This window comes from Bacillus sp. FSL W8-0920, assembly GCF_038593215.1.
GTDB classification, from domain to species: Bacteria; Bacillota; Bacilli; order Bacillales; family Bacillaceae; genus Bacillus; species Bacillus pumilus.
Genome location: NZ_CP151974.1, coordinates 3,646,173 through 3,663,617, shown reverse-complemented (window position 1 = coordinate 3,663,617; position 17,445 = coordinate 3,646,173). Strand labels below are relative to the sequence as shown.

15 protein-coding genes are annotated in these 17,445 nt (G+C 43.0%); 10 read left to right on the top strand and 5 right to left on the bottom strand.

Translation table 11 applies throughout. From position 1 onward, the window contains the following. Positions 1 to 17: 17 nt before the first annotated feature. Positions 18 to 1,346 (top strand): GntP family permease, encoded by a 1,329-nt coding sequence (locus tag NSS78_RS18860; protein WP_309216098.1) that lies wholly within the window; start codon positions 18 to 20, stop codon positions 1,344 to 1,346. Positions 1,347 to 1,426: 80 nt separating this feature from the next. Further along, positions 1,427 to 2,533, top strand: a complete 1,107-nt coding sequence (locus NSS78_RS18855) for a DNA alkylation repair protein (RefSeq protein WP_309216097.1) — start codon at positions 1,427 to 1,429, stop codon at positions 2,531 to 2,533. 31 nt (positions 2,534 to 2,564) lie between these two features. On the opposite strand, the gene NSS78_RS18850 is transcribed toward NSS78_RS18855, so the two are convergent. Continuing rightward, complete coding sequence (locus NSS78_RS18850) at positions 2,565 to 3,902, bottom strand: amino acid permease (RefSeq protein WP_050944589.1); 1,338 nt, start codon at positions 3,900 to 3,902, stop codon at positions 2,565 to 2,567. 319 nt (positions 3,903 to 4,221) lie between these two features. On the opposite strand from NSS78_RS18850, the gene NSS78_RS18845 reads away from it, so the two are divergent. After that, a complete protein-coding gene (locus tag NSS78_RS18845; protein ID WP_327839453.1) occupies positions 4,222 to 5,736 on the top strand; it encodes a PAS domain-containing protein in 1,515 nt (504 codons plus the stop codon). 42 nt (positions 5,737 to 5,778) lie between these two features. On the opposite strand, the gene NSS78_RS18840 is transcribed toward NSS78_RS18845, so the two are convergent. Further along, complete coding sequence (locus NSS78_RS18840; RefSeq protein ID WP_212045775.1) at positions 5,779 to 6,762, bottom strand: Gfo/Idh/MocA family oxidoreductase; 984 nt, start codon at positions 6,760 to 6,762, stop codon at positions 5,779 to 5,781. Positions 6,763 to 6,906: 144 nt separating this feature from the next. Then, a complete protein-coding gene (locus tag NSS78_RS18835) occupies positions 6,907 to 7,266 on the bottom strand; it encodes a MerR family transcriptional regulator (protein ID WP_003215283.1) in 360 nt (119 codons plus the stop codon). Positions 7,267 to 7,574: 308 nt separating this feature from the next. On the opposite strand from NSS78_RS18835, the gene yidA reads away from it, so the two are divergent. Beyond that, positions 7,575 to 8,387: a sugar-phosphatase gene (gene yidA, locus NSS78_RS18830; RefSeq protein ID WP_327839454.1), complete on the top strand. Its 813-nt coding sequence runs from the start codon at positions 7,575 to 7,577 to the stop codon at positions 8,385 to 8,387. 36 nt (positions 8,388 to 8,423) lie between these two features. Here the strand turns inward: yidA and NSS78_RS18825 are convergent, their stop codons facing one another. Next, positions 8,424 to 9,431 carry a LuxR family transcriptional regulator gene (locus tag NSS78_RS18825; RefSeq protein WP_212045731.1) on the bottom strand — a complete coding sequence of 336 codons (1,008 nt, stop codon included), beginning with the start codon at positions 9,429 to 9,431 and terminating at the stop codon, positions 8,424 to 8,426. A 129-nt stretch (positions 9,432 to 9,560) separates the two neighbouring features. Here NSS78_RS18825 and NSS78_RS18820 point away from each other — a divergent pair, with 129 nt between their 5' ends. Next, the gene (locus tag NSS78_RS18820; RefSeq protein WP_327839455.1) at positions 9,561 to 10,268 is read left to right on the top strand and encodes a class I SAM-dependent methyltransferase; all 708 of its coding nucleotides are present in this window, start codon (positions 9,561 to 9,563) and stop codon (positions 10,266 to 10,268) included. Beyond that, the gene (locus tag NSS78_RS18815; protein ID WP_327839456.1) at positions 10,265 to 11,362 is read left to right on the top strand and encodes a saccharopine dehydrogenase NADP-binding domain-containing protein; all 1,098 of its coding nucleotides are present in this window, start codon (positions 10,265 to 10,267) and stop codon (positions 11,360 to 11,362) included. Before NSS78_RS18820 ends, NSS78_RS18815 begins: the two co-directional genes overlap by 4 nt. Before the next feature lie 29 nt (positions 11,363 to 11,391). On the opposite strand, the gene NSS78_RS18810 is transcribed toward NSS78_RS18815, so the two are convergent. Then, positions 11,392 to 13,212 (bottom strand): acyltransferase family protein, encoded by a 1,821-nt coding sequence (locus NSS78_RS18810; RefSeq protein ID WP_212045728.1) that lies wholly within the window; start codon positions 13,210 to 13,212, stop codon positions 11,392 to 11,394. A 241-nt stretch (positions 13,213 to 13,453) separates the two neighbouring features. Here NSS78_RS18810 and NSS78_RS18805 point away from each other — a divergent pair, with 241 nt between their 5' ends. The 4 genes from NSS78_RS18805 (at position 13,454) to NSS78_RS18790 (ending at position 17,437) form a co-directional block, all read left to right on the top strand. Then, entirely contained in the window at positions 13,454 to 14,329 is an 876-nt protein-coding gene (locus tag NSS78_RS18805; RefSeq protein ID WP_137054166.1) for an aldose 1-epimerase family protein, read from the top strand. 60 nt (positions 14,330 to 14,389) lie between these two features. Continuing rightward, the gene (locus tag NSS78_RS18800) at positions 14,390 to 15,334 is read left to right on the top strand and encodes a sugar-binding transcriptional regulator (RefSeq protein ID WP_003214694.1); all 945 of its coding nucleotides are present in this window, start codon (positions 14,390 to 14,392) and stop codon (positions 15,332 to 15,334) included. Between the two features lie 83 nt (positions 15,335 to 15,417). Next, on the top strand, positions 15,418 to 16,089 hold the full coding sequence (deoC, locus tag NSS78_RS18795) for a deoxyribose-phosphate aldolase (protein WP_137054167.1): 672 nt from the start codon (positions 15,418 to 15,420) through the stop codon (positions 16,087 to 16,089). A 166-nt stretch (positions 16,090 to 16,255) separates the two neighbouring features. Next, positions 16,256 to 17,437: a NupC/NupG family nucleoside CNT transporter gene (locus tag NSS78_RS18790; protein WP_327839457.1), complete on the top strand. Its 1,182-nt coding sequence runs from the start codon at positions 16,256 to 16,258 to the stop codon at positions 17,435 to 17,437. Positions 17,438 to 17,445: the final 8 nt, after the last annotated feature.

The following is a 17,445-nucleotide window of genomic DNA, read 5'->3' as shown; positions in this document are numbered from 1 at the left end:
GGAAAAGGTGGGAGAACATGCTTTTATTCATCGTGATTGCGGCGATTGTCCTTTTACTCATTCTCATTACAGTCGTTAAGTTGAATCCATTTGTGAGCTTAATTATTACTTCGATGCTAGTGGGCTTTGCGACGGGGATGGATTTGCAGGAAATCATTCAATCGATTAAAACGGGATTAGGCAATACGTTATCATTGCTGGCCATTGTTCTAGCGCTTGGTACCATGCTTGGGAAAATGATGGCTGAATCAGGGGGAGCAGAGCGAATAGCTCAAACTTTAATCGGCCGGTTTGGGACGAAGAATGTGCATTGGGCAATGATGTTTGTTGCTTTTATCGTGGGGATACCTGTCTTTTTCCAGGTCGGTTTCGTTCTTCTCATTCCTTTACTTTTTACAATTGCCATTGAAACAGGCATCTCGCTCGTGACCATTGGGATCTCGTTAATCGCTGGCTTGTCTGTTGTGCATGGGCTAGTCCCGCCTCATCCAGCGGCAATGGCAGCCGTTGGCATCTATCATGCCAACGTGGGGAAAACCATTTTCTTCTCTATTATTGTGGGATTGCCGACAGCGATTATTGCTGGCCCGCTGTACGGTAAGTGGATTGGAAAACGGATACATAAACCCGTTCCGGAGATGCTGAGAAAGCAATTCACTGAACGAAATGAAGATCGAAGGCTCCCCGGCTTTGCGAATACGATGTTTACCATATTGGTGCCAGTGATTCTGATGCTTCTTGCCACATTGGCGGACATTATCTTACCAGAGGACAATATGTGGTTCCAGATATTCAAGTACATCGGAGATCCAATAACAGCACTGCTGATTGCAACAGTTTATTCATTTTTCAGTCTTGGCTTTATGCAAGGAATGAGCCGTGACCGGGTGCTTTCCTTTAGTAATGAGTGCTTAGGTCCGATCGCTTCCATCTTGCTTGTCATTGGAGCAGGAGGAGCTTTCAATAATGTGCTCATTGATTCAGGTGTCGGTGATTATATTGCAGATGTAGCCAAACACTCGCCGATTTCACCGATTTTGCTTAGCTGGCTGATTGCTGCAGTGATTCGTGTGGCAACAGGATCTGCGACGGTATCCATGATGACGGCAGCAGGTATTGTAGCACCAATTGCTGCAACTATGCCTGATGTGAGCAGGGAGCTGCTTGTGTTAGCAACAGGAGCAGGTTCATTAATTTTATCTCACGTCAATGACTCTGGTTTTTGGCTGATCAAGGAGTATTTTGGTATGACCATTAAAGAGACGTTTTTGACATGGACGGCTATGGAGACGATCATTTCCGTTAGTGCCATTGCATTTATTATGATCATTAATATGTTTATATAGCGAACAACAGCCTAGTTCTTTGGAATTGGGCTCTTTTTAATACCACTTTCTTCAGATTGGGGTAAAATAATGATATTGAAATGTGGGAGGTGGACACGATCGAACCATTAAAACATGTGTACAATGAATTATTTATACAAGAATTAGCGGAGAAACTTACGCAGGCTTCAACTGTATTTGATGCTGAGCCATTCCAGCGGCTCGTATTTCAAGAGGATTGGCAGCAGCTTGAGTTAAAAGGACGGATGAGACGAGTCACTGAATCGATGCATGCCTGTCTACCAGAGGATTATGAGCAGGCAATTGAGGTACTGCGTCAGGCAGCCCCGCATTTTTCAGGACTTAGTGCGCTTGTATTTCCAGACTACGTCGAGACGTACGGCCTTGCACACTGGGACCTCTCGATCAAGGCGCTCGAATTCTTCACACCCTTTTCCACTTCTGAATTTGCCGTTCGGCCATTTCTGATTCAAGATCAGGACAAAATGCTGGCGCAAATGCTCGTATGGTCTCAGGATCAAGATGAGCATTTGCGGAGGCTGGCTAGTGAAGGCTGCAGACCGCGTCTGCCATGGGGCTTATCTGTCCCTTCGCTTAAAAAGAATCCTTCGGTCACGCTGCCCATTTTGGAAAACTTGAAGGCAGACCCGTCGCGGTATGTGCAAAAAAGTGTAGCGAATCATTTAAATGATATTTCTGCAATTCAGCCAGATATGATGAAACAGACGGTTCAAAGCTGGTATGGAACCAACAAACATACGAACTGGATTGTCAAACATGCATCTCGTACCTTACTCAAAAAAGGAGATCCAGATATTATGGCGTTATTTGGCTATGGGGACGATCCATCCGTTCAGGTAACTGATTTGAAGATCATACAAAACCCTATTCGGATCGGTGAGAAAATGACATTTCATTTTACCCTACAAGCCGATAAGCCGCTAAAGCTGCGTGTAGAGTATGCCATAGACTACGTCAAAGCTCGGGGGACCCGCAATCAAAAGGTATTTAAAATCACAGAGTTTGAAACAGACGCAACGTTACATAGAGAATTCGTCAGGTCACAGTCTTTTCAAAATATGACGACGAGAAAACATTATGAGGGGACTCATACTTTATCGATTATCATTAACGGTATCCCAAAAGCGTCGGTTGATTTTGAAGTGAAAGAAGACAGTAGTTCATGAAAAAACCCGCCTCAATGGCGGGTTTTAGCGTTTAAGCCTTCTTTTTCATTAAGAATGAAGCGATGATGGCTGCGACTAAGAAACCGATGCTGATAATCGAGCTAGGCAAGTTTTCTTGTCTGAATAGAAACATCACAAAACTCACACTTAGTACAAGACCTGCAAATAAAGTCAAATACGGAAACAGCCACACCTTAAAATAAGGCTCCTGTGGATATTTCGGGCGAAGTTTCAGATGTGCCATGCAAATGCTAATCCAAATGAGTGAAACAGCAAAACCAGGAATAGCCAGCATATAACTGAAAATTTGCTCTGGGTATAAGTAAGCAAAGAATGTTCCGATGAGAAGAAACAGAACGGTCACCCATAAACTCAAAATGGGTACGCCTCTTTTGTTGACCTGTGCCAGTTTTTTCGGACCGCCATCTGATTTAGAGAGAGAATGCATCATTCTCGTCGTGCCATAAATGCCAGAATTGGCCGCCGATAGAACGGCTGTAATCAATACGAAATTAATGAAGTGAGAGGCGCCTTGCATACCGGCTGCTGAAAAGACTTGAACAAATGGGCTGTTATTTGGATCAATTTGATTCCAAGGAATGAGTCCACAGATGATCAAAATCGGCAAAGTGTAAAATAAGATAATACGCCACATCATACTTTTAACAACACCAGGTAAGACCTTTTCGGCATCCTTTGTTTCTGTAATGGTCAGCCCGATCAATTCAGAGCCCCCATAAGAGAAAATAACAACTAATAAAGAGGCAAAGATCGCACCCCATCCGTTCGGGACGAAGTTTTGATAGTTGGTGAGTGCAGATGTGCTTTGTTCGTTCGGAATGATCCCAAATAATAGAGCTGCACCAAGAATAATAAACACAATAATAACGAAAATCTTCATTCCAGCGAACCAAAACTCAATTTCACCAAAGTATTTTACATTATTTAAGTTAATTCCAATGACTAAGAGAGAGCAGAGTAAACATAGTGACCATAGCGGCACGTTCGGTAACCAGTATTGAAGCAGGCTGCCTGCCGCAATAATCTCGATGACACACACAGTGAGCCACATGAAACAGTAAACCCAGCCGACAACAAATGAAAAACGTTGACCAAGCGCAATCTGTATCAGGTCGCGAAGGTTATTTCCAGGATAGACAATCGCCATTTCAGCTAAGGCTGCCATTACGATGAGCAATAATAATCCAGCAAATACATAGGAAAAGATGACCCCAGGACCTGCTAAACCGATTGTATCGGCACTTCCTTTAAAGATTCCTGTACCAATGACCCCGCCCAATGCAATCATGCGAATGTGACGCGGTGATAAAAGCTTTTTTAATTCTTGTTGTTCCTGATTCGCGCTCATGACGTTCTCCTTTTTTAAAAATGCTTATGTTCCATTTTCTTTTTTCGGGACGTCAGTGTCAATATAAAAAAAGAGATTTTTCAGACAAAAAAGTCGGTTGATTCTATCAAATGAGCCGTTTTCTTCCATAAGTCCTTTCTATGACCCATCCCCAAAATCTGAAACTTCGTGAAAAAATGAACATTTGCCTTCATTCTGACATAAACAATTTTCAGTTTTTGTCGATATATCAACTGTATTACTAAAGTCCTAATAAAGAATTGTTTATAACTGTAAAATATTTCAAAAAAGCATGAAGAAATGAAAGGAGTTATGAAAGATGTTTATGAGAAAAGCAAATGATTCATCGTCGGGAACCCTTTTAAATGAGAGCAGTCGATTAGTAGAACGAATTGAGAAGGGAGACCTTTCAGCAAGAATAGATACTGCTGCATTCTCTTCAAGTCAAACGATTGAAGCAGTAGCCCAAATAAATGAAGCTTTGCAAAAGATGCAGGAAGTTAATGAAGATATTCAAATGCGTATGAATTTAGTGACAAAAGCCATTCAAGTTGGTTTATGGGATATGGTCGTGATCGCTGGAGATCCGGTCAATCCAAAAAATGAGTTCACATGGACGGATGATTTCCGCAAAATGCTCGGCTTTCAAAATGAGCACGATTTTCCAAATGTTTTAGACAGCTGGGCATCTCGAATCCATCCGGATGAACAAGAATATACCTTAAATGCATTCTCTTCGCATTTATTGGATCATTCGGGACGTACACCATATGATATCGAATATCGCTTGAAGTTGAAAAACGGAGATTATCGCTGGTTCAAAGCAACTGGCACGACTATTCGTGATCGAAATGGTGTCCCTCTTCGTGTGGCGGGAGCTCTTTTTGATATTCATGATCAGAAATTAAAAGAAGAAGAACTGCAAGCATTCGTGACGAGATATGATTTGATCAACCGTGCGCTTGTGGAAGCTCCTTGGGACATGGTCGTAGAGGCCGGCGATCCAGTCAATCCATACAATGAGTTCTGGTGGTCCCCGCAGTTCAGAAAAACGCTTGGTTTTACAGACGAAAAGGATTTCCCGAACGTATTAAGCAGCTGGAGCGACCGCCTGCATCCTGAGGATCAAGAAAAAGCTCTCCAAGCCTTTGCAGATCATTTAAATGATCACTCTGGACGCACACCATTTGATATTGATTACAGATTGCAGAGTAAAAATGGCGAGTATCGCTGGTATCATGCCGGTGGTGAAACCATTCGTGATGAAAAAGGTGTTCCTCTTCGTGTGGCTGGAACTATTCGTGACATCACGTTAGAAAAAAACAAAGAGAAAACAGCCGATGAAATGGCTTCACAAGTAGAACAGCTTTCAAGTTCAATCAGCGAAATGGTATCAGGCATTAGCTCTGTGACAAATCAAGCGCAGGAGCTGGCTGTCGCTCAAGAGCAGTCAACGTCTGCCGCACACTTAGCAAAAAATAGTGCAGATGAGACGAAAAATATTTCTGACTTGATTAAAGAAGTAGCGAACCAAACGAACCTGCTTGGTCTAAATGCTGCGATTGAAGCGGCCAGAGCTGGTGAGCAGGGACGAGGATTCTCGGTCGTTGCAGATGAAGTGCGTAAGCTGGCGCTTCATAGTGCCAATGCAACGGAGAATATCGAATCTAGCTTGACGGAAATGAAAACGCAAATTGATGAAATTCTTGAAAATATCTCGAATATGACAGCTCTTACGCAAACACAGGCTGCTTTAACAGAGCAAGTAAATGCTGCAGTCGATGAAGTGAATCACATGTCTCAGCGTCTTGTGGCGTATTCAAAGAGTATTTAATTGTCAGAAACCGCCCTCTCGTGTAGAAGGCGGTTTTTATCATTAAAATTGATCTGCTGGGAAAACAATACCTGCATCATTTCTTGCAGCATCAAGGACTTTCATCACAGAAAGACTCTCATCAAGCCATGCATAGCACTGTTCATGATTATTTGTTTCAATGATGTGCTGAAAAGCCTCTGCTTCATAAAACAGGCGGTTTGAATTTGTTTGTGCATTAAGTGAGATCACCTGGTCATTCACATGGAGCAGCACTTCCTCACAGCCATTCGCCCCATTTTTCACATGAATGAAGCCCTTTTCTCCTTGAATCAATGCAAAATTCATGCTGCTTGTATCCTTACTGCCGACACTTGTCGCAATGAAATCATTGTAGGTGAAAGTCAAAACACCAGATGTATCGATGCCATTGGGATGACGGTTTGCCTGGTAGCGGATCTGTTCCGGTGATCCGAAGAGATTCATGATGAAATGTACATTATAGATATTAATATCCATCAACGCTCCTCCTGAGAATTCAGGGTTAAAGACATTTGGCGTTTCGCCGGCTAGCAGCTGATTGTATTTGCTTGAATATTGACTATAGTTGCATTGAACCAGTTTGATTTTACCTAATTGATGAAGGTGTTTTTTGATTAAATGATAGTTTGGCATATGAACGGTCGTAATGGCTTCAAAGAGGAGAAGCTGCTTTTCCTTTGCGAGTGCGATTAAGGCTTCCAGCTCTTTGACATTAGAGGTGAAAGGCTTTTCGCAAATCACATGTTTTCCGTTTCTTAATGCAGCCGTGGCATGCTCGCTATGTAATCGATTCGGTGATGCAATATAAACAGCGTCAATGTTTGGATCTTCTAGCATAGCCGTTAAATCCGTATAAGTCGTTTTTACACCAAATTGGTCTGCGAGCTTCTTTGCCGTTGCTTCCTTTCTTGAATAGACGGCATGACAAGAAGCGCCATCAAGCTGTTCAATCGCTTGCAAGAAGCTTTCCACAATCACACCTGTTCCAATGGTTGCAATGTTCATTCTATTCAAAACCCCTTCCACTCGTTTGATATCAAGTAAAGCTGTCTCTAGTATAACTGATGTTTGAATCGTACGCGCACTTGAGACCTGGGCGTAGAGGGGCGCCAGTGGCAAACACTGGCACATCTTTGGCAACCCTTACAATTAGCTGATGTTCGCTAATGTTTGTTTTGTTAATAATTGAATGGCAGCTTTCCTCTTCTTTAACTCTTGAATGGAGTGTTGAATATCCTCAACTTTTTGTTCGAGCAGCTGTTCAGCTTCTGTCTTTGATTGTTTTTCAAATAGCGATTTAATAATTTCACGAATTTCTTTGAGTGAGAAATCTAGCTTTCTTGCTTCTGTGATAAAGGATAGCATGAGTACATATTTTTTATCATATAAACGATAGCCGTTATGTGCTCTCTTTGGTTCGGGGAGCACACCCTCATTTTCATAAAAACGAATGGTTTCAATATGCACACCAGACATTTTTGACAATTTACCTCTAGTAAACGTAAGCATTCCCTGCACCTCCTTTCTTTGCTATCCATCATACAATTAGATTTGCTAGTTTCAAAATATTCAGTGGTGAACATTTGTCTTCATTTCCCTGTTGGAAAAGGGTAGAAACTCTATTTAAAGCAGGATGAATAGAATACGATATAATAGAGAAGGCATATGACAATTTTGTTACAGTGAGAACAAGTAGACAGCGTGATGAAAAAACGATAGGCTAAAATAGGTAAATAGTAATGATATAACCTGTCATCATATAGATGATGGCTCAAAATAGTGCAGCACGTTTTTTGCTGAGAAAAGGGGACCAGTGAATGTATAAATTAGTTGCAATTGATATGGATGGTACGTTATTAAATGATCAACATATGGTGCCGGATGAGGTGTTTGAAGCCATTCAACAGGCGAAAGCAGAGGGCGTTAAAATTGTGTTATGTACAGGACGGCCTATTGGCGGAGTGAATCGCTATTTAGATGATCTCCAGCTCAATCAAGAGGGAGATTATGTGATTGCCTATAATGGGGCGCTCGTCCAAAACAGTCACACAAATGAAGTGGTGTCAGAACTGACGTTATCCTATGAGGATTTAACTTCTTTATATAAGCTGAGCCGTGAGCTCGATACACCGATGCATTATTTCGATTCCGCTCATTTGTACACACCGAATCGTGATATTAGTGAGTACACAGTACTTGAATCTTATTTAACAAAGCTGCCGCTTAAATATTTACCTGTTGAAGAGGCAGACCCTTCAATGAGACTGCCGAAGATGATGTATATTGATCAGCCAGAACGGTTGGAAAAGACGATACAAGCCATTCCATCTGAAGTAAAAGACAAGTACATGATGGTGAAAAGTACAGATTTCTTCCTTGAAATCCTGCATCCTGAAGTCAGCAAAGGGAATGCCGTGAAGCTTCTAGCGAAAGAGCTGGGGATTGCTCGTGAAGAGGTCATGGCCGTTGGTGACAATGGGAACGACGTATCGATGCTGGAATTTGCGGGCTGTGGTGTTGCCATGGGAAATGCCATTGATGATGTCAAAGCAGTAGCGGATGTTGTGACAAAGTCCAATAATGAAGCCGGCGTTGCACATGTCCTGCATGAGTTAGTTTTAGGGAAATAAACGAAAAAGCGGTCTACCAGTGAGGTAGCCGCTTTTTTATATGTGAGAGAAAAAGTAAACAAGCATCCGTCTGCTGCTCAAATTTGTCTTTTGTAGCATCGCCTTCACATGATCATGGACGGTATGGGTTGAAATAAATAAAGTGCTGGCAATTTCCTTTGTAGACTGTCCTTTTAATAAGCAGTCAAGGACGTTCATCTCTCTTTCTGTCAGCTTGTACGTTTTTGCCGCATAAGGAAGAATATCATTGGTTTGGGCTCTCTTGATGTGAATCATGACAGCCTCTTCCTGACCGGCTGCCTGCGCTAATCGAAATGCTTGAAGCGAGAGGAACAGCCCCGTAGGCAATCTCGTCATGCTTGCCGCTGTTTGGTCGATGCCGCCGTATAAAAGTTTTGCCCCTAATGCTCTAAACGGGCGCGGCATAACCGCCCTGTCATGGATTTGTTCAAAGGCTTGAAACGTCTGAAGCCAATGAAGACCCGTCTCATTTCCATAAAGAAGGTTGTAATCGTGCGAGAGAATGAGGAAGCCTTGCTGCTCCGCCGCCGCGTCCTCTTCGGTATCTCTTTTCCTGAAAAGTTCATCTCTCAGCTTGGCTGCGAGTCTAGGCGTTTGTTCGATGACCGCTCGAATATCTTGTTCTTGAAAAGGTTCCTTGTTCTTTAGACGATAGAGGCTGGCAATGCCCCAGCATTCTCCTTGAATCACAAGAGCTGCCCGCAATTCATCAGACCATCCTTTAGGTAACAAAATGTCTTGGTAGCGCTCACTGCTAAGGTATTCTCCGCTTTGGACTAGGCTCGCAGCATGAACGGGGCCTTTGGCTAGAGACTCATGCTGATGTACGTCCTTTTTTAAGAACTCATTTTGAAACAGTTGGTCATGAATGTCTTCAATCGGTTCATCTGTGAAGGACCCTGTCGAGAGGAGAGTGGCTGGATCAATGGTCGTGATACAGGCGGCATCAAAATCAAGGACGGCAGCAAGCTCGTCCCGAATGTGTTGTCTCAGTTGCTGAAAATGAGTGGCTGGATTGGTCACATGATCTCCTCCTCAAAAATCCCCACTTTTAGGGATCGTGTTTTCTGGTGTCTCTTTTTACAATAAAGAGGTCATACCGTTAGTGTACAGGAAACGATGTAAAGCGGAAAGGAACTGGAGGAGAAAGACATGAAAGGAAACCAGCATTGGCACGATCCCGTTGCTGAGTCATATGCAGCGACGATTGCCTATAAAGTACCCGGTTATCAGCTATTGCATGAGTTGACAATAGACGTATTAGAAACTGAATTAAAGGGAGCGGCTCCCCGCATCCTGACTGTTGGAGCGGGCGGGGGCGAAGAGATCATCAATATGCTTCAAAGAAAAGAAGGCTGGCTCATCACAGGGGTCGATCCGTCACCTTCTATGCTGGACATGGCGAAACAGCGAGTTGCACAGCTTGAGATGGAGGCGCGTGTCACATGGCATGAGGCCTCATTAGATAAGGTTTCAGCTGAACCTGTTTACGATGCAGCGGTGAGCTTGCTTGTCATTCATTTTATAGAAAAGCGCCAGCTCTTTTTAGAAGAGATTTCCCGCAGGCTTCAACCAGATGCGCCGTTTATGTTGGCATTTATACAGGGAGAGATGAAGTCCCAAGCATTTCAACAGGAGCTTCACATGCTTTCTCTTTTCATGCAGCGGCAAGGTCTAGAAAAAGAAGTGTTTACGTCCTTTAAAGACAGGCTGGGAAGCGCGACACACCCTGTTCCCGAGGAAGAGATAAAAGATCATTTAATCAAAGCAGGATTTGAAGACATCAGACCTTATTTTCAGGCAGGAATGATTAAGGGGCTTGTTTGCAAGCGAGGTCGTAGAGAGGCGGATGAGAAATGAGATCACAGGTGATGGTGATAGGCGGCTATGGACATGTTGGACAGCAAATATGTCTTCAGTTAAGCGAAGTGTATCCCGGACAAATTGTAGCGGCAGGCAGAAGCTATGAGAAAGCTGAGAAATTTTCACGCCAGACAAAAGGGAAAGTTCTTCCCTATCAATTAGATGTCAGTGAGCCGTTATTTTCGGACTGGGTGGATCAAACAAAACTGGTGATCATGTGCCTTGATCAAGAAGATCCGTCATTTGCTGAAACAGTTCTGCGGTCAGGCATTGATTATATAGATATTTCTGCGAAAGGGGCGTACATGGAACAGATGGCAAAGCTGGATCACCAGCACACCAGTGCAACGGCTTTACTCAGCGTCGGGCTTGCGCCTGGCCTTACGAATTTATTGGCAGCGAAAGCAGCATCTATGCTCTCATCAGTGAATCAAATAGATATAGGGATTATGCTTGGATTGGGTGATCAGCATGGAAAAGCCGCCATTGAATGGACGCTTGACAATGTCCATACTGACTATGTGGTTACTGAGCATCATCAGCGTAAAAGAGTCAAAAGCTTTACTGGAGGCAAGCGTATAGATTTTGGTGTGAAACTTGGAAAGCGGCAAGCCTATCAGTTCCCCTTCTCTGATCAGCAGACATTGCCTTTGACGCTCAGCGTGCCTTCTGTGACAACAAGGATTTGTTTTGATTCTCGCGCGGCAACGCGGGCATTTGCTGTCACAAGGAGCCTTGGAATGACGTCCCTTCTCACTGTGCCGAAAATCAAGGAACGAGCCATTTCTATGATTCAATCTGCTCAAATGGGAACAGATCAATATGCAGTGAAAGTGGAGGCGACAGGAATGGAGAGGAACAAGATTCATCAAGCAGCACTTGGAATAAAAGGGCATGATGAGTCTCAAGCAACAGCTCAAGTCGCCTCTGCTGCGGCACTGCATTTATTGGGCAGGCGGTTTCAGACAGGTGTGTTTCATATCGAACAATTATTTTCATTAGCGTATGAGAATGGTGATTTTGCGTTGGTGGATCAAAAAACGAAGGAAAAGCGTGTGTTAGCGCTGAAAGCCAGCCTTTTAACGTCATAAAAAGAAGACTAGCAGGATGCTAGTCTTTTTTATGACGATGACACATCTCCTTTTTTCTTGATGCTAGCTGTAATGAGCTGTGTCAATGTATCAGAGCCTTTTGTTGAAAGGTGAACACCATCAGGCTGAAAATAAGAAGGCTGTCCGGTAGCGGCTGAATGCCAATCGACCAGGGTCACATTGGAATGTTGATCGGCCACTCGCTGAATGACTGCATTCACATCGCTTTCCCAAGACCTTGGGACTCTCGTGTTCACAAGGAAAATGTGCGCCTTTGAAAATTGCTGAATGAATGCTGTCAATGTGCCCTCAGTAAAATAGCCATTCGTGCCAAGCTCAATAATAACAGCGGCATCAGATTGATTAAATGAAGCATACTGAGGAGCGATGCTGACGGCTTCGTTCATTTGTCTGCCAACCTTTGCATCGATGGTGATTTGTGCATATGTCTTTTCAAGATTCGGCGCTATGTCCAGCATGACGGAATCACCAATAGCAAGAATTTGGTGAAACTGCTTCTGATCTGCTGCTTTCTTCTCGTGTTTTTCTTTCTTTTTTTTCGTTTTCGATTCCGTAGAGTCTCCTGCTTTTTTCGGTGCCGTCTTAATTTGTGTCACTTCCTTGGCATGTGGAGACGTATGGGACGAACTGGACATGCCAATGGTAAATAAGATTAAAAGAGCTGCAGTGATTCCAAGGAACACTTTATGAGACGTAGACCATTGTTTGAATCCCTTTTTCCAAATAGACCAAGAGGCAAAATATTGTGTGAAGCCAAGCCGGCGAATCGGCTGTTCGATGAAGCGGTAAGAGGCCTCTGCGATAAGTAAGATGGCAATGATCTGCAATGCGACACGCCCCATAGAAGGCTGTCCAATTTCAATGACAGGGGTGGTCAGCACGATGATGGGATAATGCCACAGGTAAATACCATAAGAACGCTTTCCAATCCAGACGAGCGGCTGATAGGAGAGCCATTTTCCTAGTAGGCTTGCAGGGTGGCAGATGCACGCAATTAAAATCGCTGCATTAAGACAGAATAAAAGCATGCCGCCTTGATAGAGAAAGCCGTCAAATTCGTCCACTGCATAAACACATAGAAGAAAAACCGCAAACGAACCAAAACCAGCGATATGTAAAATACGTCTGCCAACAGGAAGGAGCTTTTTGCTGGACAGTCTTTGCATGGGCCATACAAATGCTAGGCTGCACCCAATCAGAAGCGCAAATGCACGAGTATCTGTTCCATAATAAACCCTGCTTGGGTCCGTATCGGGTGAATAAAGGATTGCCATCCATAAGGCGGAGACAAGTGCAAGGCCAAAGGTGATCATTGGCAGATGGGATCTATTTTTCACCCATTTTAGCCCAGTAATCAATAGTACCGGCCAAATGATATAAAATTGCTCTTCTATCGCCAAAGACCACAAATTTTTCAGTGGAGATACAGCGTTGAAGCTATCAAAATAAGACAGCTGATGGAAAATGTACCACCAGTTACTGACATAAAAAAAGGACGATAAGGCATCGCCACGAATGGACAATAGTGCATTCGAACCCGCAATTGCACACCAGCTGACGGTTAAGAAAATCATCACGTAAGCAGCTGGAAGGAGCCTTCTGATTCGGCCCATCCAAAATGGTAAAAGCTCTTGATAACCCAAATCCTGCTTATGTAACAAGATCGTTGTAATCAAGTAACCAGAAATCACAAAAAACAAATCAACGCCAAGAAACCCGCCGCTTGCAGGTCCAATATGTAAGTGATAAGCAATGACCGCCAATACAGCAACGGCTCTTAGCCCATCTAGTCCTAATATATAACGTAAACGATTCTCCTTGCTGCTCATGAAAATGAATCCCCCATTTATGTCAAAAAGCTTCTTTTTTGTTGTCACTCCAAAAGAGCAACGATTCTTTTATTTTATATAAGATTAGACGAATCAGCATCACATTTTGTTGGCGAATTTCTGTCTTTTTTTAAAATTTTTATATAAAGAAAGAATTGATGGTCAGGAAGGCTGCCTTATTTTTATACTCAAAACCAAAATCCCTGTCATAATAAAAGAAGATGGAAAGGGGATGTGTGAAATGAGAACAATTGAAAATGATCAGTTATTGATTCAGATCAATGAGAGGGGTGCCGAGGTCAGAGAGGTGCTTCATAAGGAAAGTGGACGTCAATATATGTGGTCTGGCGATCCTGCATACTGGGGCAGGGTGTCGCCTGTCTTATTCCCGATTGTTGGACGATTAAAGAATGACCAATACAAGATAGATGATCAAACCTATGAGCTCACGCAGCATGGATTCTTGCGTGATGTTGATTTTGATTTACATGAAGAAACGAAACATACAGTGACCTTTCAATATGAATCAAAAGGCCGCCACATCGAGCAGTATCCCTATGAATTTACCGCCCGTATTCGATACGAGCTGTCGGAAAATGGTCTGATGATTTCCTGGGAAATTGATAATGTCGGAGATGACACGATGTATTTCTCCATCGGAGGTCACCCCGCATTTCAAGTTCCGCTAATTGAAGGAGAGCGCACAGCAGATTATTCCCTGACATTGACGCCTTCTACTGAGCATCTTCCTGTCCAATATGAACTAAAAAATTCACTTGTCAGGGAGAAAGAAAAAAGCATTCAGCTTAAACCAATTCAGCTTCGACCAGAGCTTTTTCAGCATGATGCGATGATCTTTAGTCATATCAATCGAGTGTCATTGGTGTCTCAGGCAGGTCACGGGGTTGAGGTTGATCTCACTGGTTTTCCGTTCGTTGGTATTTGGTCACCTTATCATCAAGAAACGAGCACAATGGCTCCTTTTGTTTGTATTGAGCCTTGGTACGGTATTGCCGATGTTGAAGGGACGAATGGGCAGTACAAGGAAAAGTTCGGTATTCAAACTTTAGAGAAGAATGAGACCTTCCAAGCCGCCTATACGATTTTTTTCAAATGAACATTTGTGCATGATAAGTTGAACAATTTGTTATGATAGAAGAAAAAAGGAGGCGTACGAATGGATCGGGAGAAACAACAACTGAGTATTGAAGCGGCAAGGCTGTATTATTTATCGGATTACAGCCAGCAGGAAATTGCCAAACAGCTCGACCTGTCGAGACCAACTGTATCTCGGCTGCTTCAATATGCGAAGGAGAAGGGGTACGTCCAGATAACGGTAATGGACCCGTTTGAAGACTTGAATGAGCTGTCTTCATTGCTCAAGGAAAAATATGACCTGCTCGAAGCTCATGTGGTGTTTTCGCCCAAAGATGATTATCCAACGATCACTGAATACTTGAGCCAATTTGGTGCTGAGTACTTGCAAAACACAGTAAAAGACGGTGATATCGTTGGTGTGAGCTGGGGAACCACCATGTATCAAATTGCTCAAAAGATGCAACCTAAACAGGTCAAAGGTGTAGAGGTTGTCCAGCTGAAGGGTGGGATTAGCCACTCCCATGTGAATACATATTCTGCGGAAACCATCCAGCTGTTTGCCGAGGCCTTTCAAACAGCACCGCGCTATTTACCGCTTCCTGTTGTATTTGATAGTGCTGCCGTCAAGGAGATGGTTGAACAGGACAGACATATTCAGCGCATCATTGAAATGGGCAAACAGGCGAATATTGCTGTGTTCACTGTTGGAACGGTAAGAGATGAAGCCCTTTTGTTTAGACTTGGTTACTTCCGCGAAGAAGAAAAAGCACTGCTCAAAGCATCCAGTGTTGGGGACATCTGTTCGCGCTTTTATGATCAAGAAGGACGCATTTGCAGTGAAGCGATTAACAACCGTACGATTGGCGTGGAGCTTGATGATTTAAGAACAAAAGAACGCTCTATTCTTGTTGCTGGTGGACATCGCAAGGTTGCTTCTATCCACGGTGCACTAAGAGGAAAATATGCGAACGTATTGATGATTGATCAGCATACAGCAAAGGCTCTTTTAAATGTCACAAAATAGATGAACAAAATTTCATAACTATGTTTACAAATGTTCATCGGTCATATATGATGAAAGTATCATAATTAAAAGGAAGTGTAAGCATGACGATAGCAAATCTTATTGATCATACAGCACTAAAACCAGATACATCGAAAGCTGCAATCATGCAGTTACTTGAAGAAGCAAAGACTCATCAGTTCGCATCTGTTTGTGTGAATCCAACATGGGTGTCTCTTGCGGCGAAAGAACTAGCAGGAACAGGCGTTGATGTTTGTACAGTCATCGGTTTCCCGCTAGGTGCAAACACAACAGCAGTGAAAGCATTTGAAACAAAGGATGCCATTGAGAACGGTGCAACCGAAGTGGACATGGTCATCAATATTGCGGCATTGAAAGACGGCGAATATGATGCAGTTGAGCAAGATATTCGTGCAGTTGTAGACGCAGCAAAAGGGAAGGCACTTGTGAAAGTCATTATTGAAGCGTGCTTACTCACAGATGAAGAGAAAGTCAAAGCTTGTGAGCTTTCAGTGAAAGCTGGCGCTGATTTTGTGAAAACATCGACTGGATTTAGTACAGGCGGTGCAACTGCTGAGGACATCGCATTAATGCGTAAAACAGTAGGACCTGACATCGGTGTGAAAGCATCAGGCGGCGTGAGAACAAAAGAAGATGTTGAGGCAATGCTAGCTGCAGGCGCTACCCGAATTGGTGCGAGTGCAGGCGTTTCTATTATCAAAGGGGATCAATCAGCTCCTTCGAAAGACTATTAATTCATACGATCCTATGGTAGGATAACATTCGTGACTCATAAATGATGAAAAAGTCATATGCGGAAGGATCTCACTTCTGGGAATTTCTTCCGCACTTTGTTTACGAAATAGGGTTTGTTCCATACAAGCGCATTAATGTAAACGAATTCATTCGAGGAGGAAAAACATGAAATACGTGATTGGTATCATCGGTTTGCTGGTGATTCTCGCCATTGCATGGCTGGCTAGTAACGGCAAAAAACGAGTAAAATTCCGTCCAGTAATTGTCATGATTGTACTGCAATTTATTTTAGGTTATATTCTGCTCAATACAGGTGTTGGGAACTTCCTAGTCGGGGGCTTTGCAAGGGGATTCCAAATGCTTCTAGGCTATGCCGGTGAAGGAATCAACTTCGTATTTGGCGGATTAATGAATGATAATGCATCAACTTTCTTCATCAATGTCTTACTGCCGATCGTCTTTATTTCGGCATTGATCGGTATTTTGCAGCATTGGCGTATCCTCCCGCTTATCGTACGCGGAATCGGGTATTTGCTTAGTAAAGTAAATGGAATGGGGAAACTAGAATCCTACAACGCAGTAGCGTCTGCGATTTTAGGTCAATCAGAAGTCTTTATTTCCATTAAGAAACAGCTCGGATTATTACCTAAGCAACGTCTTTATACATTGTGTGCATCTGCGATGTCAACTGTATCGATGTCCATTGTTGGTGCATACATGCAAATGATTAAACCAGAGTATGTTGTAACAGCACTCGTGTTAAACCTATTTGGTGGATTTATTATTGCGTCTATCATCAATCCTTATGAAGTGGCTAAGGACGAAGACATGATTGAAATTGTAGAAGAAGAAAAGCAATCCTTCTTTGAAATGCTTGGCGAATATATTATGGATGGTTTCAAAGTAGCGATTGTTGTCGCTGCGATGTTGATTGGATTCGTTGCATTAATTGCGATGATTAATGGAATCTTTACAGCTGTTATCGGTGTTTCTTTCCAAGATGTACTTGGTTATGTATTTGCCCCATTTGCTTTCCTTGTTGGTGTACCTTGGAGCGAAGCGGTACAAGCAGGAAGCATTATGGCAACGAAAATGGTTTCCAACGAATTTGTGGCGATGCTGGCTTTATCTGGAGATGGCTTGCATTTCACTGCTCGTACAGAAGCGATCATTTCTGTATTCCTTGTATCATTTGCGAACTTCTCTTCTATCGGTATCATTGCTGGAGCAGTCAAAGGCTTAAACGAAAAACAAGGGAACGTTGTCGCACGCTTTGGATTAAAGCTTCTATTTGGTGCAACACTTGTCAGCTTCTTAACAGCAGGCGTTGTCGGTTTGATTTACTAATTTAAGAA

What these genes read in the sequence shown, in the direction of transcription:
- NSS78_RS18860 (WP_309216098.1), top strand. Translation starts at nt 18, where the DNA reads ATGCTTTTATTCATCGTGATTGCGGCGATTGTCCTTTTACTCATTCTC.
- NSS78_RS18855 (WP_309216097.1), top strand. Translation starts at nt 1,427, where the DNA reads ATGTGGGAGGTGGACACGATCGAACCATTAAAACATGTGTACAATGAA.
- NSS78_RS18850 (WP_050944589.1), bottom strand. Translation starts at nt 3,902, where the DNA reads ATGAGCGCGAATCAGGAACAACAAGAATTAAAAAAGCTTTTATCACCG.
- NSS78_RS18845 (WP_327839453.1), top strand. Translation starts at nt 4,222, where the DNA reads ATGTTTATGAGAAAAGCAAATGATTCATCGTCGGGAACCCTTTTAAAT.
- NSS78_RS18840 (WP_212045775.1), bottom strand. Translation starts at nt 6,762, where the DNA reads ATGAACATTGCAACCATTGGAACAGGTGTGATTGTGGAAAGCTTCTTG.
- NSS78_RS18835 (WP_003215283.1), bottom strand. Translation starts at nt 7,266, where the DNA reads ATGCTTACGTTTACTAGAGGTAAATTGTCAAAAATGTCTGGTGTGCAT.
- yidA (WP_327839454.1), top strand. Translation starts at nt 7,575, where the DNA reads ATGTATAAATTAGTTGCAATTGATATGGATGGTACGTTATTAAATGAT.
- NSS78_RS18820 (WP_327839455.1), top strand. Translation starts at nt 9,561, where the DNA reads ATGAAAGGAAACCAGCATTGGCACGATCCCGTTGCTGAGTCATATGCA.
- NSS78_RS18815 (WP_327839456.1), top strand. Translation starts at nt 10,265, where the DNA reads ATGAGATCACAGGTGATGGTGATAGGCGGCTATGGACATGTTGGACAG.
- NSS78_RS18810 (WP_212045728.1), bottom strand. Translation starts at nt 13,212, where the DNA reads ATGAGCAGCAAGGAGAATCGTTTACGTTATATATTAGGACTAGATGGG.
- NSS78_RS18805 (WP_137054166.1), top strand. Translation starts at nt 13,454, where the DNA reads ATGAGAACAATTGAAAATGATCAGTTATTGATTCAGATCAATGAGAGG.
- NSS78_RS18800 (WP_003214694.1), top strand. Translation starts at nt 14,390, where the DNA reads ATGGATCGGGAGAAACAACAACTGAGTATTGAAGCGGCAAGGCTGTAT.
- deoC (WP_137054167.1), top strand. Translation starts at nt 15,418, where the DNA reads ATGACGATAGCAAATCTTATTGATCATACAGCACTAAAACCAGATACA.
- NSS78_RS18790 (WP_327839457.1), top strand. Translation starts at nt 16,256, where the DNA reads ATGAAATACGTGATTGGTATCATCGGTTTGCTGGTGATTCTCGCCATT.